The sequence below is a fragment of the Parabacteroides caeci genome, from assembly GCF_023656795.1.
Lineage (GTDB): Bacteria > Bacteroidota > Bacteroidia > Bacteroidales > Tannerellaceae > Parabacteroides > Parabacteroides segnis.
Genome location: NZ_JAMOKT010000049.1, coordinates 1 through 14,743, shown reverse-complemented (window position 1 = coordinate 14,743; position 14,743 = coordinate 1). Strand labels below are relative to the sequence as shown.

15 protein-coding genes are annotated in these 14,743 nt (G+C 42.9%); 13 read left to right on the top strand and 2 right to left on the bottom strand.

The window, feature by feature from the left end:
* Positions 1-3: 3 nt before the first annotated feature.
* The 5 genes from NBH15_RS20900 to NBH15_RS20880 all read left to right on the top strand — a co-directional run bounded on the left by NBH15_RS20900 (position 4) and on the right by NBH15_RS20880 (position 4,764).
* On the top strand, positions 4-954 hold the full coding sequence (locus NBH15_RS20900; protein ID WP_250823449.1) for a glycosyltransferase family 2 protein: 951 nt from the start codon (positions 4-6) through the stop codon (positions 952-954).
* A gap of 29 nt (positions 955-983) precedes the next feature.
* Positions 984-1,547 (top strand): manganese efflux pump MntP, encoded by a 564-nt coding sequence (locus tag NBH15_RS20895; RefSeq protein ID WP_007652875.1) that lies wholly within the window; start codon positions 984-986, stop codon positions 1,545-1,547.
* Between the two features lie 14 nt (positions 1,548-1,561).
* Positions 1,562-3,289 carry a dihydroxy-acid dehydratase gene (gene ilvD / locus NBH15_RS20890; protein ID WP_250823448.1) on the top strand — a complete coding sequence of 576 codons (1,728 nt, stop codon included), beginning with the start codon at positions 1,562-1,564 and terminating at the stop codon, positions 3,287-3,289.
* A 62-nt stretch (positions 3,290-3,351) separates the two neighbouring features.
* On the top strand, positions 3,352-4,377 hold the full coding sequence (locus NBH15_RS20885) for an FAD:protein FMN transferase (RefSeq protein WP_186960585.1): 1,026 nt from the start codon (positions 3,352-3,354) through the stop codon (positions 4,375-4,377).
* A 9-nt stretch (positions 4,378-4,386) separates the two neighbouring features.
* Entirely contained in the window at positions 4,387-4,764 is a 378-nt protein-coding gene (locus NBH15_RS20880; protein WP_250823447.1) for a cyclic nucleotide-binding domain-containing protein, read from the top strand.
* 31 nt (positions 4,765-4,795) lie between these two features.
* Here the strand turns inward: NBH15_RS20880 and lpxZ are convergent, their stop codons facing one another.
* On the bottom strand, positions 4,796-6,049 hold the full coding sequence (gene lpxZ, locus NBH15_RS20875) for an LpxZ family protein (RefSeq protein WP_250823446.1): 1,254 nt from the start codon (positions 6,047-6,049) through the stop codon (positions 4,796-4,798).
* 106 nt (positions 6,050-6,155) lie between these two features.
* The gene (rbp, locus tag NBH15_RS20870) at positions 6,156-6,401 is read right to left on the bottom strand and encodes an RNA-binding regulator (protein WP_007652869.1); all 246 of its coding nucleotides are present in this window, start codon (positions 6,399-6,401) and stop codon (positions 6,156-6,158) included.
* A gap of 433 nt (positions 6,402-6,834) precedes the next feature.
* Between rbp and NBH15_RS20865 the strand changes: the two genes are divergently transcribed.
* The 8 genes from NBH15_RS20865 to NBH15_RS20830 all read left to right on the top strand — a co-directional run bounded on the left by NBH15_RS20865 (position 6,835) and on the right by NBH15_RS20830 (position 14,625).
* Complete coding sequence (locus tag NBH15_RS20865) at positions 6,835-8,127, top strand: inositol-3-phosphate synthase (protein WP_007652868.1); 1,293 nt, start codon at positions 6,835-6,837, stop codon at positions 8,125-8,127.
* A gap of 112 nt (positions 8,128-8,239) precedes the next feature.
* Entirely contained in the window at positions 8,240-8,941 is a 702-nt protein-coding gene (locus NBH15_RS20860) for a nucleotidyltransferase family protein (protein ID WP_250823445.1), read from the top strand.
* Between the two features lie 32 nt (positions 8,942-8,973).
* Entirely contained in the window at positions 8,974-9,831 is an 858-nt protein-coding gene (locus NBH15_RS20855) for an ATP-grasp domain-containing protein (RefSeq protein ID WP_250823444.1), read from the top strand.
* Positions 9,831-10,748 carry a CDP-alcohol phosphatidyltransferase family protein gene (locus NBH15_RS20850; protein WP_250823443.1) on the top strand — a complete coding sequence of 306 codons (918 nt, stop codon included), beginning with the start codon at positions 9,831-9,833 and terminating at the stop codon, positions 10,746-10,748. Before NBH15_RS20855 ends, NBH15_RS20850 begins: the two co-directional genes overlap by 1 nt.
* 4 nt (positions 10,749-10,752) lie before the next feature.
* Positions 10,753-11,475: an HAD family hydrolase gene (locus tag NBH15_RS20845; RefSeq protein ID WP_007652863.1), complete on the top strand. Its 723-nt coding sequence runs from the start codon at positions 10,753-10,755 to the stop codon at positions 11,473-11,475.
* Between the two features lie 87 nt (positions 11,476-11,562).
* Positions 11,563-12,393 (top strand): metallophosphoesterase family protein, encoded by an 831-nt coding sequence (locus NBH15_RS20840; RefSeq protein WP_186960589.1) that lies wholly within the window; start codon positions 11,563-11,565, stop codon positions 12,391-12,393.
* Positions 12,374-13,045 carry a hypothetical protein gene (locus tag NBH15_RS20835; protein ID WP_250817689.1) on the top strand — a complete coding sequence of 224 codons (672 nt, stop codon included), beginning with the start codon at positions 12,374-12,376 and terminating at the stop codon, positions 13,043-13,045. Before NBH15_RS20840 ends, NBH15_RS20835 begins: the two co-directional genes overlap by 20 nt.
* A 470-nt stretch (positions 13,046-13,515) precedes the next feature.
* Positions 13,516-14,625: an MraY family glycosyltransferase gene (locus NBH15_RS20830; RefSeq protein WP_250823442.1), complete on the top strand. Its 1,110-nt coding sequence runs from the start codon at positions 13,516-13,518 to the stop codon at positions 14,623-14,625.
* Positions 14,626-14,743: the final 118 nt, after the last annotated feature.

Below are 14,743 nucleotides of genomic sequence, written 5' to 3'. Positions count from 1 at the left end.
ATAATGGATATATCAGTAGTTATTCCGTTGTACAACGAAGCCGAGTCTCTACCGGAACTGGAAGCATGGATAGAGCGGGTGATGAAAGAACATAACTTTACTTACGAAATTATATTTGTAAACGACGGCAGTACGGACAATTCATGGGAAGTGATCGAGGGTTTACAGCAAAAGAATCCTTGTATCAGAGCCATCAAGTTCCGCCGCAATTACGGTAAATCACCCGGACTGCATTGCGGTTTCGAGCGTGCCCAGGGAGATGTCGTCATCACCATGGATGCCGACCTCCAGGACAGTCCGGACGAAATCCCGGAACTCTTCCGCATGATCACGGAAGACGGATACGACCTCGTTTCAGGATGGAAAAAGAAACGGTACGACCCGTTATCCAAGACGATTCCGACAAAGCTATTCAATGCCACGGCCCGCAAATTCTCCGGCATAGACAACCTGCACGATTTCAATTGCGGCCTGAAGGCTTACAAAAATGTCGTTATCAAAAATATCGAAGTGTACAACGATATGCACCGGTATATTCCATACCTGGCAAAGATTGCCGGTTTCCATAAGATCGGTGAAAAAGTCGTACAGCATCAGGCACGCAAATACGGAACAACCAAATTCGGGCTAAACCGTTTTGTCAACGGTTATCTGGATTTGATCACGTTATGGTTTACTTCCAAATTCGGAAAAAAGCCGATGCATTTCTTCGGTCTGTGGGGGAGCGTGATGTTCTTTATCGGTTTTATCGCATTGGTAGTCGTATTAAGCATGAAACTGATCTCCATGTTCTCCGGCGATTTACGTCCGTTGGTAACAAACTCTCCATATTTCTATATATCGCTTACAGCGATGATCCTCGGAACGCAAATGTTCTTAGCCGGATTCATCGGCGAGTTGATTTCCAGGAATTCATCCAATAGAAACAACTATAAGATAGAATCAGAAATATGAGTACACCTGGGGTGGAAACTTTTTAATTTATGTCAATTATAGAAATAGTGTTACTAGCCATCGGATTATCGATGGATAGTTTGGCCGTGTCCGTAACCGGCGGAGCAGTAATCCGGAATTGCACCGTATGCAATATGGTTAAGATCGGCTCTTTTATGGGTATCACACAGGCCACAATGACAGTTCTGGGCTATCTGGCCGGTGTCGGATTCCAGAAATACATTACAGCCTTCGACCACTGGATCGCTTTCGTCCTGTTGCTTTACCTGGGAGGTAAAATGATATACGACAGTACGCAGGAAGAAGATGAGGACTGCAAAACAAATCCGCTCTGCAACAAAACATTGTTCGGGCTGTCCATAGCAACAAGCATCGACGCACTGGCTATCGGTATCTCGCTGGCTATCCTGAAATCGGATATCATCATCCAGGCTTCCCTGATCGGAATCATCACATTCCTTATGTCTGTTTCAGGCGTTTATTTCGGAAGTCGTTTCGGACGTAAGGTGGATTTGAAACTCGACCTGATCGGCGGACTGATACTGATCGGTATCGGAGCAAAAATATTGATAGAACACCTGTTCTTCTGCTAATAAAATAAGTATATATGAAAAGTCAGGAATTACGTAAATTGGCACCGGAACTCGATTCACTCCGCCTCGGTAGTGGTTGGAGCATTGAAGATCTCAGCAAACCGCAAATCATCGTTGAGAGCAGTTACGGACACAGCCACCCCGGGAGTGCCCATCTGAACAAGCTGGTGGAAGAAGCCGGCAAAGGTATCAGCGATGCCGGAGGACGGGCTGCCAATTACTACGTCACTGACATTTGCGACGGCGAAGCACAGGGCCACGACGGAATGAACTATTCGCTCGTATCCCGCGATATCATGGCAGCCATGATGGAGATACACGTAAAAGCAACGCCTTTCGATGCGGGAATATTCATTACCAGTTGCGACAAATCGGTCCCTGCCCACCTGATGGCGATCGCCCGGCTGAATATGCCGGCCCTGCTCCTGCCGGGAGGTATTATGAAAGCCGGTCCCAACCTGCTGACTTTAGAACAAATCGGAACATACAGTGCACAATACGAACGGAAAGAGATAAGCGAAGAACAATTCCTCGCTTATAAAAAAGACGCCTGCCCGGCTTGCGGAGCCTGTTCATTTATGGGAACAGCCTCGACAATGCAGGTAATGGCCGAAGCGCTGGGTATCGCACTGCCGGGTTCGGCCTTAATCCCTACGCACGTACATTATATAAAAGAGATATCCCGGTATGCCGGCCAGCGTTCCGTTGAATTAGGGAAAGAAGAGTTACTGCCTTCCGATATCCTGACAATCGACGCTTTCAGAAATGCTATCATGGTGCATGCCGCGATAGCCGGCTCCAGCAACAGCCTGCTACATCTGCCGGCCATTGCGCATGAACTAGGCATCGACCTTCTGCCTGAATTATTTGATGAAATCCATCGCCAAATTCCTTTTTTACTGAATATCCGTCCAAGCGGATTCTGGCCGGGCGAATATTTCTGGTATGCCGGCGGCGTTCCCGCCATTCTGGAAGAACTGAAAGACGTGCTTAACCTGGACGTCCGGACAGTAACCGGAAAAAGCCTGGGAGAAAATCTTGAAACATTCCGCACAAACGGATTTTATGAAGGATGCCGCAAATACTTGTCCCCGCTTGGAGTAAAAGTCAGCGACATTATCAAACCGTTTAAAAGTCCGATCCGGAAACAAGGAGCGATTGCCATATTAAAAGGGAATCTCGCCCCGGAAGGAGCCGTTGTCAAACATGCCGCCATCTCCCCCAACCTGATGCAGGCAACATTGACGGCCCGTGTATTCGATAGCGAAGAAGAAGCATTGCAAGCTGTATTGCAGAAAAATATCCATCCGGGAGAAGCTGTCTTTATTCGTTACGAAGGCCCGAAAGGCAGCGGAATGCCGGAAATGTTTTACACGACCGAAGCCATCGCCTCCGACCCGGAACTGGCAGAAAGTATTGCCCTCATTACCGACGGACGTTTTTCCGGAGCCACCCGTGGCCCGGCCATCGGACACGTCTCCCCGGAAGCATACGACGGCGGTCCTATCGCCCTGGTTAAAGACAATGATCTGATCCATATCGACATTCCTGCCCGTAAGCTCGAGATCATCGGAACCAACGGCTTCCAACAATCACCGGAGGAAATAGACCGGATTCTGTCGGAGCGTCGTAAACAATGGACACAGCCTGTATCCCGCCATAGCCGCGGTATCCTGGATATTTTTACACGCAACTGCGCATCTCCCATGAAAGGGGCTTATATGGAAAACAAAAAGGCTTGACAACTGACATTGATTGAATTACAATAAATTTTAGTATCTTTGCTGCGCTAAAATTTAAAGAGATGTACAAGAAGATCATTCTGGCGGCCGGTTTATGGATACTTATGTTCACTGCCTGTACAAAACAGAAACAATATTTCGAAGAAAGCGGTTCCGTTTTTCATACTATCTATCATATTAAATATGAAGGTTCTGAAATACTGACAGAAAAGATTGATGCCGAATTTCAAAAGTTCAATCTTTCGTTAAACCCGTTCAATCCGAACTCTATCATATCAAAAGTGAACCGGAATGAGCCGGTCGAAGTAGATGACTGGTTTATCGAGGTGTTCAACAGGGCGAAAGAAGTGTCCGACCATTCGGAAGGCATTTTCGATATCACCTGTGCTCCTTTGGTCAATCTCTGGGGATTCGGTTTCAGCAAAATGGACAGCGTGACCCCTCAAATGATCGACAGTATCAAGCAATTTGTCGGTTATCAGAAAATCAGATTGGACGGACGGAAAGTCGTAAAAGACGATTCCCGCATCCTGCTGAATTGCTCCGCAATCGCCAAAGGATATGCAAGCGATGTCATAGCACGTCTGCTCGAACGTGAAGGCATTGAAAATTACATGGTCGAAATTGGTGGCGAAGTAACGATGAAAGGCGTCAACCAGAACGGGAAATGCTGGCGCATAGGAATCAATAAACCGGAAGACGATTCAACCGGAGTAAAAAACGATATAGAAGAAGTAGTCCAGTTATGTAAAAAAGGAGGCGTTGCCACATCCGGCAACTACCGTAACTACTACGTCAAAGATGGAAAAAAGTACGCTCATACGATTGACCCGCGTACCGGATACCCATCCGAACAAAGCATATTAAGCGCAACAATTGTAGCTGAAGATTGTATCACCGCCGATGCTTATGCAACAGCCTTCATGGCGATGGGGCTGGAAAAAGCACGCGAAGCGGCAAAAAATATTCCCGGTATTGAATATTATGTAATCTACTCCGATGAAAACGGTAAACATCAGATAGAATACTCTACCGGTATGCTTCAATATCTGCCAAACAGGCCGATTGAAGCAATGCTGAACGAGTAGCAATTTTTTATGAAGAATTTTATTAATCAATTTGAATGCAAAGAAGTAAAAGCCGGTGAAGTAGTATATGACACAGAACAAATGGGAAACATATTACTTTTTGTCACTACAGGCAAACTTCTCATCTGTTCGAAAACGGCAACCCCGGTAGTAGAAGTCGATGAAGGGTATTTCGTTTTATTGCCTACGGAAAAACGTCATATCATAACGGCTATCACAGATGCACAGACAGTACTCATGCATGCGGGAACTTTATCCACAATGATCACGGAAGATCCGGAGTGGAATCCGGAACTCCCGGTCGTTCTACCAACTTTCCCGTCATTAGCAAAAACACTATTTTTGCTTGAATCCTATCAGAAAGAAAAAAGGTCTAATATAAATTAGACCTTTATTTACTTTCAGTATTTTCTCCTTTTTAAAACTGCTTGATCAGGAACGATGGATTGATCCGAAAATAAATCCCTGCCGAAAAACTGGTAGCGCTGCCGGATTTACCGACTTCACCAGCACCCGGTCCAAACTTATCAACAGACAGATGCTGATATACATCCACATCTACCCCCAGGGAAAAACCTTTCCCAAAACTCTTTGAGTATTCCAACCCCAGATAAACCATATTTTGCCCGTCAAAAGAAACATCTTCATCCGATGTCGATACCGCCCCATAAAACGGACTGCCGAACATGGAGATGAATTTATTACTGTTCCAATAAGATGTTTTCACCCTAAAATCGTAAATATCCGCAGATGCCCGAACATAAAAACCGGAGCCGCTGCCATATGGCCATAACTTACCGGCCTGCTGATAATAACCAGCGACATCAAATTCAAGATTTACATTCCGGAATATCGGATTACCTGTGTTCCAAACCGTACCGACTCCCACAGCGCCATTCATCAAAGTCTGTACAGAGTTAGTAAATATCGTATCGATCTCCCCTCCCCGATGTTGGGCCAATCCCTGCACCGGTGCATAAAAATGAAAACGCGCATCCGGATCATTCAGTTTATAACGCCCCGACAACCCGACAGTAAAAGCCTCCTGATGCGTATCTTCCCGGAAAATAAAACTTTCCCAGTTCACCCAAACATCCAGATCAAACCTGCGGGAGTCATACAACAACTGAAGTCCGGCTTCCGGATCAGCCGTCAGGTTCAACTCCGGATTATATAAAGGTTCGATCAGGTTATGATTAGCACCGCCATAAATATCGCCAAGAACAATATTCACATGATCGGACAAAGCCATCTGCGCCCGAAAAAAAGGAAGGACATGGAAACCATGCTGATACTGGTCGCCTTTCCATTCGGCAATATCCTGATAAGCCAGGCTCGGATATTTCTTTGCCCCCCAATAACGGAGCATATGCACCCCCAACTCAAGTTTTATATTACCCAGCGGATAAAAAACAGCCTTCGGTTGTATCCAGAATCCCGGCAAAGAATATCCTTTCATAATCGAACCGGTATATTCATTATCTTTAAAGAAACTTATATTATCCAGCTCGACAGATAATTGCCCTTTCTTTTCCGGATCGATCCGATGGTCCGACTTAAACACCCGGTCGGAAATTTGTGCCCGGACCGGACATACAACAAATAGATTTGCAATCAGAAAGCAGAGACCCGGCAGAAGCAGACGGGCAGATTTCAAGGGAAGAGTTTTCATTTATTTCAAAATTTGCAGCAAACGTAAGAAATTATCAGCAATAAAAAAAGGGATACGGATGTTTAACTTCCGTACCCCTTCTCTTATACTATTTGTTAAAACTAACTCAACGTCTTGGAGTAGCTTCTTTAACAACCATCTGACGGCCTTCGTATTCAGCACCGTTCAATTCATTGATTGCATTTCTTGCTTCGCTTTCATTTGTAAATTCTGCGAATGCAAAACCTTTTGATCTGTTAGTGTCGCGATCAATGATCAACTTTACTGATTCTACAACTCCATACTCTTCTAAAACCTGCTGTAAGTCAGATTCTCTAACCCGATAGTTCAGGTTACCAATGTAAATATTCATACAAAAATGATATAAAATAATTAATAAAAAAACTGTAACAAATAATCTTGGAAAGGTCCATTACTACAAAATAAATTCACTTGTTGAATATTACATCGGAGATAAAAGAGCAATTTCTGAAAACTATGTTGTTCACATGCCACAAAGGAAAGTATTTTTATTCGATAAACAACTATATTCGTCAAAATTATTTGTGAAACCAATCTATTTTTATAGTTTTGTAACAAAATAGTTCAAGAGATAGATATTTTTTATCTCACGCACAACTCAAAAAAACAAGCCTTTAGTACGAAGAGAATAGTACTTTTGTACAGAAAGACTGGCAAGTTATTGGAAAATATAGTATTTTTGACCAATTATATCGCATATTTATCCTTTTTAATTCAATTAAGAAGGCCTAAATTTGCACAATTATTTTTGAACTTAAATTGACATGGAAAAAATCGAAGTAAAAGAAGCTAAAGGGAAACTTGGCATTCTCGTTGTGGGTGTAGGTGGAGCAGTATCAACCACCATGATTACAGGTACTCTGGCTGCTCGTAAAGGAGTAGCGAAACCAATTGGCTCAATCGCCCAGATGGCGACTATGCGGTTGGAGAGCGGAGAAGAGAAAGCAATCAAAGACATTGTGCCTTTGGCTGATCTGAACGATATTGTATTCGGCGGTTGGGATATATTCCCCGATAATGCATACGAAGCTGCCATGTATGCTGAAGTATTAAAGGAAAAAGACCTGAACAATGTGAAAGAAGAATTGCAGGCCATCAAACCGATGCCGGCTGCATTCGATCACAACTGGGCTAAACGCTTAAACGGAACGCACATCAAACAGGCTGCCACCCGTTGGGAAATGGTAGAACAACTGCGCCAGGACATCCGCGATTTCAAGGCTGCCAACAACTGCGAACGTATCGCCGTTTTATGGGCTGCAAGTACTGAAATCTACATTCCTCTGTCAGATGAACACATGTCGCTTGCCGCATTGGAAAAAGCGATGAAGGAAAACAATACGGAAGCTGTTTCCCCGAGTATGTGTTATGCTTACGCTGCTATCGCAGAAGGCGCTCCGTTCATTATGGGTGCTCCTAACCTGTGTGTAGACACGCCGGCTATGTGGGAATTCTCCAAACAGATGAATGTACCTATCTCCGGAAAGGACTTCAAGAGCGGACAGACATTAATGAAGACTGTATTGGCTCCGATGTTCAAAACACGTATGCTGGGTGTAAGCGGCTGGTTCTCCACCAACATCTTAGGAAACCGCGACGGCGAAGTATTGGATGATCCTGCAAACTTCAAGACAAAAGAAGTTAGTAAACTGTCTGTGATCGACAATATCTTCGAACCTGAAAAATATCCGGACCTTTATGGTGACGTATATCATAAGGTACGTATCAACTATTATCCTCCCCGCAAGGATAATAAGGAAGCATGGGACAACATCGACATCTTCGGATGGATGGGCTATCCGATGGAAATCAAGGTAAACTTCCTTTGCCGTGACTCTATCCTCGCCGCTCCTATCGCTCTCGACCTAGTATTGTTCAGCGACTTGGCTATGCGTGCCGGTATGTCCGGTATCCAGACTTGGTTGTCATTCTTCTGCAAGAGCCCGATGCACGATTTCGAACACCAGCCTGTTCACGACCTGTTCCAGCAATGGAGAATGGTTAAACAGACTTTGCGTGATATGATCGGAGAAAAAGCACCTAGCTATCTGGATTAATACACACATATAAAAAGACTTCTTCTATCCGTCCAAAAACGATTTTTTCCTCGGATAGAAGAATTTCTTTTTCATATATCAATCATCTTAATTCAATTAGTTTCTAACAAATATGGATTATGCAATCATTGCAGCTGGCGAGGGTTCCCGCTTGGTGCAAGAAGGAGTAAAATGGCCCAAACCACTGGTACAACTAAACGGTACGGCGTTAATTGATCGTTTAATCAATGTTTTTCTGAAAAACGATGCGTCATCTATCAGTATTATTGTAAATGAAGAAATGACGGAAGTGCAAGAGCACTTGCGAAAACTGGAACTGCCTGTTCCTTTTTATCTGCTGGTTAAATCCACGCCCAGTTCCATGCATAGCTTTTATGAGCTTAGCCATCATTTGGACAGCGATCATATCTGCCTGACAACCGTCGACACGATTTTCAAAGAAGAAGAGTTTGGCGGATACATCCAGGCGTTCCTGAAAGAAAGTCAATTGGACGGGTTAATGGCAGTAACCGACTTTATAGATGACGAAAAACCTTTATACGTAGATACAGACAACGATTTAATAATCCGGGGCTTTCTGGATAAACAAGGAGAACCGGCATGTTCTTATATCTCCGGCGGTATTTACTGCCTGCGGCGCTCCGGACTGAAAGTTCTGAATAATGCAATCGGACAAGGCATGTCACGTATGCGCAACTACCAACGTCAGCTTATTGCTGAAGGATTGAAACTGAAGGCTTATCCATTCAGCAAAATCGTAGACGTCGATCATGCCGAAGATATCAAAAAGGCCGAAGATTTTTTAAACAGTTGATAGTTGACAAGTGACAACTAAATAAAAAAGTAATGAGTAAACTAACAATAGCAGGCATCCGCCGGGAAAATCAATTTTCCCCCAACCATATCGGTAACGATGCCGCCATCTTCTCTCTGACCGTCCAACATCTGCGCGATCTGGGATGTGAAGTAAACGAATACATAGAATCAGATCTGATAATCCATAACTTTGAAGAGACAGCCATCTTCAATATGGTCAGAAACTGGACTTCTATCCATAAACTACAGCAGATGGAAGATCAGGGTTATACCGTTATCAACTCCGGCTATGGAATAGAAAACTGTACGCGCGAGAAAATGACCCGCCTGTTAATGTCGAACAACATCTCCCATCCGGCCAGCTTGATCCTTCCCACCGATGAAGACCCGACAGCCGCACTGGAAAATGCCGGATTTTATAACAGCTGGATCAAACGGGGTGACTTTCACGCCATCCACCGGGAAGATGTCACCTATGTGAGGAATCCGGAAGAAGCCAAAACAATCCTGAAAGAATACGCTATCCGCGGAATCAAGACTGCCGTAGTCAACGAACACCTGGTAGGCGACCTGGTTAAGTTCTATGGCGTGACCGGAACTGATTTCTTTTATTGGTTCTACCCCTCCAACCAACATCATAGTAAATTCGGGCTGGAACAGATAAACGGAACGGCCAAAGGCATTCCGTTTGACGATTCAAAGTTGCAGCAACTTTGCAGTCAGGCGGCAGAAGTACTGAACATTCATATTTACGGTGGTGACTGTATTATTTCAGATGACGGATCGATCCGGCTGATCGACTTCAATGACTGGCCCAGTTTTGCTCCTTGCCGGGACGAAGCTGCTCCCCTGATTGCCCGCCGCATCTATAATTTAATCAGCAAGTAATGGAAGAAACAAAAAAGAAACCCGATATAGAGTCTACACTCAAATCCCTGGATACCGAAGAGTTCATCGATATCCACTTCTATCGCCCGATCGGTTATCGTTGGGCGTTATTCTTCAATAAGCTGGGAGTATCCCCCAATGCAATTACCGTAGCCAGTATATTTATAGGTATTGCAGCCGGTATTTGTTTCTATTACCAGAGCCTGACAATAAATATCATCGGTATGTTATTGCTTATCTGGGCAAACTCATACGACAGTGCCGACGGACAGCTGGCCCGCATGACAGGTAAGAAAACACCATTGGGCCGTATTCTGGACGGAACAGCCGGTGACTGCTGGTTTATTGCTATCTATGCCGCCATCTGCCTCCGCCTGACACCGGAATGGGGTATCTGGATCTGGATATTTGCTGCTATCACCGGATTTTTCCATAGCAAACAAGCCGCCATGGCTGATTATTACCGGAATATCCACCTGTTATTCCTGAAAGGAAAAGCCGGAAGCGAACTCTCCCACTCTCCCGCCCTGAAAGAGAAATATAAGACGATGAGTTGGAAAAAAGATTTTATCTACAAACTTTTTGAAACATTTTATATCAACTATACCGTCGGGCAGGAAGCATTGTCGCCGAAGTTTCAGAAAATGATGAACATCATCCGGACCAAGTATCACGACGAAGCTCCGGAATGGTTCCGGAAAGCCTTCCGTGAAAAGAGCCTTCCGATGATGAAATACACGAATATGTTGTCATTCAACACACGTGTCATTGCTTTATTCGTCAGTCTTTTCATCGATATGCCCTGGTTGTATTTCGTATTTGAAATGACGATATTGAATATCATGCTGGCATATATGATCGCAACACACGAACGTTTCTGTGCCCAATTCACTAAAGAACTCGAATCAAAATCATAAATATATGTTCGAATCAGACAAGATAAAAGGAATCATATTCGATTATGGCGGTACCATCGACAGCAATGGCATGCACTGGGCCGAAGTGATCTGGATGGCTTACCAGGCCGAAGAAGTACCGGTGAGCAAAGAGATCTTCCGGAATGCCTATGTGCACGGCGAACGGACGTTAGGTAAAAATCCGATCGTAAAGCCCCATCACACTTTCCTCGATATGCTACGCCTGAAGACAGACATACAGATCGAATGGCTCAAAGCCGGCGATTTTATCCCCGAAGCGTATGCCACTCCCGGATTAAAACAGCGGCTGGCCGACTGGTGCTATGCTTATGCACGGAAGTCGATCGACACAGCCCGTCCCATACTGGAGGCATTGTCTCAAAAATACCCGCTGGTACTGGTCTCCAATTTCTACGGGAACATCGAATCCGTACTAAAAGATTTTCATCTGGATACTTATTTTAAATCGATTGTCGAATCAGCAGTTGTCGGTATCCGCAAACCCGATCCGGCTATATTCGGGTTAGGTGTAAAAGAATTATCATTGCCGGCAGAAACGATCGTCGTAATCGGAGATTCTCACGATAAAGACATTATCCCCGCTACGTCTATCGGCTGCAAAACAATCTGGCTGAAAAGCATCGGCTGGAGTGATTACCGAGGGGATGAATCAGCCGACCTGGTTATTACCGATTTCACAGAACTGGAACAGGCATTCAGCCTATAGACTTTCTGACCATCAATAATTCAATAGAAACCTTTCCTAAAATAAATGTTGCCCTATCTTTGCAAACAAAAAAGATAGGGCTTTATTATGATAAAGAAATATGCGTTATTACTATTCGTACTATTCACATCGTGTGATCTGATAGATTACCATCCGTATGACGGAAGAATCACGAACAAAGAGGATAAAGATATCAATGAAACGAATATTTTTAAAATCCGGAACGCCTGCCAGGATAAAGACACCATCCGTTTTATCTTTACAGGCGACACCCAGCGCTGGCTGGATGAAACGAATGACTTCGTGAAGCATGTCAACCAACGGGACTCTATCGATTTTGTCATTCACGGAGGTGACCTGACCGATTTTGGTATCAAAAAAGAATATATCTGGCAACATTCAATTTTATCCAAGCTAAAAATACCCTATGTTGCCCTGATCGGCAATCATGATATTATCGGCAACGGGGAATTGGTATACGAGGATATGTACGGTCCTAAAAACTTCTCGTTCAGCGTCGGCCCCTCACAGTATTATGGCGGAGGTGGTGCAATCCGTTTCATCTGCCTGAATACAAATGCGCTTGAATACGATTACTCCATTCCTGTACCCGATTTCTCCTTTATAAAGAGTGAACTGAACGGTACAACAGAAGATGATAAATGCACGATCTTTGTTATGCATGTGCCACCCGGAAGCGAGCAATTCAATAACAATGTGGCAGATATCTTCCAGGAAAAGATACGGGAATTTCCCAATCCTCTTTTCTGCCTGCATGCCCACGATCATAACTTTGCCGCCCGCGATCTGTTCGATGACGGGATCATTTATTATTGCTGCGACAATATTGGCAAACGTACTTATTTACTCTTTACCGTAACACCTGATGACTACTCATATGAAATCGTTAAATTTTAAATTACTACTGCTCTTAACCTTGCTTTTTCCGTTTCATATAAATGCTCAGGACAGTATCCCTGCCCCGACTTTGTATGACAGACATATAGAAAGATACACTTCACTATGGGAAAATCTTATCCCCCGGTACAGTAAAATACAATTTGCCGGCTCCATGGGTATGTTCTCTTTCGGCATCGGATGGGACTACTACCGCCATCACTGGGAAACAGACCTTCTCTTCGGGTTTGTTCCCAAAACCACCCGTAACCTGAATGCAGAAAGTTCAAAAAAACGTCACACCATGGCGACATTCACGGCAAAGCAGAATTATATCCCCTGGAGAGTTCCTTTGCATAAAAACATTGATTTTGAACCGTTAACAACAGGGTTATACATTAACACCCTGCTTGACAGAGATTTTTGGGTACAAAGCCCTGACAAATATCCTAAAGGCTATTACTTCTTTTCAACAAGAGTACGGACCCACATTTTTCTTGGCGAACGTGTCACCTTTAAATTCAATAATCCGGGAAGATGGCATAAATCAGTCACGCTGTTTTACGAACTCAGTTCATGCGATCTGTATATCCTAAACAAATTCGGGAACAAATATCTGAAGCCTAAAGACTATCTCAGCCTGTCATTTGGCCTGAAGTTTCAGATATTGTGATAAGAAATATTACACTTCCATAAGAGATTACTCATCACTACATTATAATAAATACAAATATTTGTATATGCTACAGACTACATATGTTATTTTTAACCAGTAACCACACACCCGTTATTGTACTATTTAACACATAAAAACAGTCTTTCCAAAACATCAAAACAAAAGTTTCAACCGCCTTTCAAAACACACAATAACAAACTATAAACCACAGATATACAAGTAAAAACTATGACTAAAAAAAACGATCGTTTTTTTTAGTCACCGCAAAGGTAGGCATTTTATTCATATCTACAACAAAGAAAAAATATATAGATTTTAATTTTCAAAACTTATATAGAAAGTGCTTCAATTGTTAAAACAAACAGAATAATGACTAGTTAAAACGATCGTTTTAGCTAGTCATTGTTTTTCGTGAGCTCACATCTGTGACTGACGAACTTTGTTGTGTCAATACCTTATAGTTTGTTATGATTTATATATTCATTGCTATTTCTCTATTTATATCAATAGTTCTATCAGCGCTTATTATTCCAAGGATTCTCGTTGTAGCTTTCCGAAAAAAGTTATTCGACATCCCCGACGAACGAAAAGTCCATAGCGGAATAATTCCCCGTCTGGGCGGCATATCATTTGTCCCCACCATCCTATTTTCATTGGCTTTCACCACCGGATTAAGGTATCTTATCGGTTATGAAATCGCCATTGATAACCTTCATTTCATAGTTCCTGAATTTTATTTCTTAGTCTGTGGCTTAACGTTATTGTATTTATCAGGTATAAAAGATGACTTAGTTGGACTGCGTTACCGAAGTAAATTCGTTGTACAGATCATAGCAGCCACCCTTATCCCCCTGTCCGGCCTATGGATCAACAACCTGTATGGCCTTTTCGGAATTGAGGAACTGACTCCCTGGTTAGGAATCCCTTTTACAATCCTATTAACTGTATTCATTGTTAATGCGATCAATCTAATTGATGGTATTGATGGATTAGCGTCCGGGTTAAGTAGTATATCACTGTTAACTCTCGGCAGCTTATATATCTATTATGGCCAGTGGATTTATGCCATGCTCGCATTTTCTACATTGGGAGTACTACTTCCCTTCTTCTATTATAATGTTTTTGGTAATGTAGATCGCTGTAAAAAGATATTTATGGGTGATACTGGGAGTTTGACACTAGGATATATATTAGCTTTTTTAGCTATCTCCTATACCAATAACAATCCTGAAAGAGCCCCATATTCAGAGGGAGCTATCGTTATTGCATTCTCGACCTTGATAGTCCCTATGTTCGATGTGATCCGAGTAATATTGGTGCGTGCCCAAAACCATAAAGGGTTATTCAATGCAGACAGAAACCATATACATCATAAATTTTTGGATATGGGTTTCAGTCCACGCAAAGCAATGATCAGCATATTGACGATGGCATTGTCTTTCAGTGTCATTAATATGACATTAATATCCTATGTAAATAACAATGTTTTGTTCATAATGGATATCGTTGTTTGGGTTGGATTGAATTTGTGGTTCGATAAGATCAGAGATAAAAGATTTATAGAGTTAAATAAATAATGCGAATCAGGAGTTGAAAACAGCTTCTGATTCAGGTTTTAAAAATTTATAATTCAGTTAATTATCTCATTGTTTTATTTTATATTCTCCTTGAAAATCAATATATTAGAGTAATAAT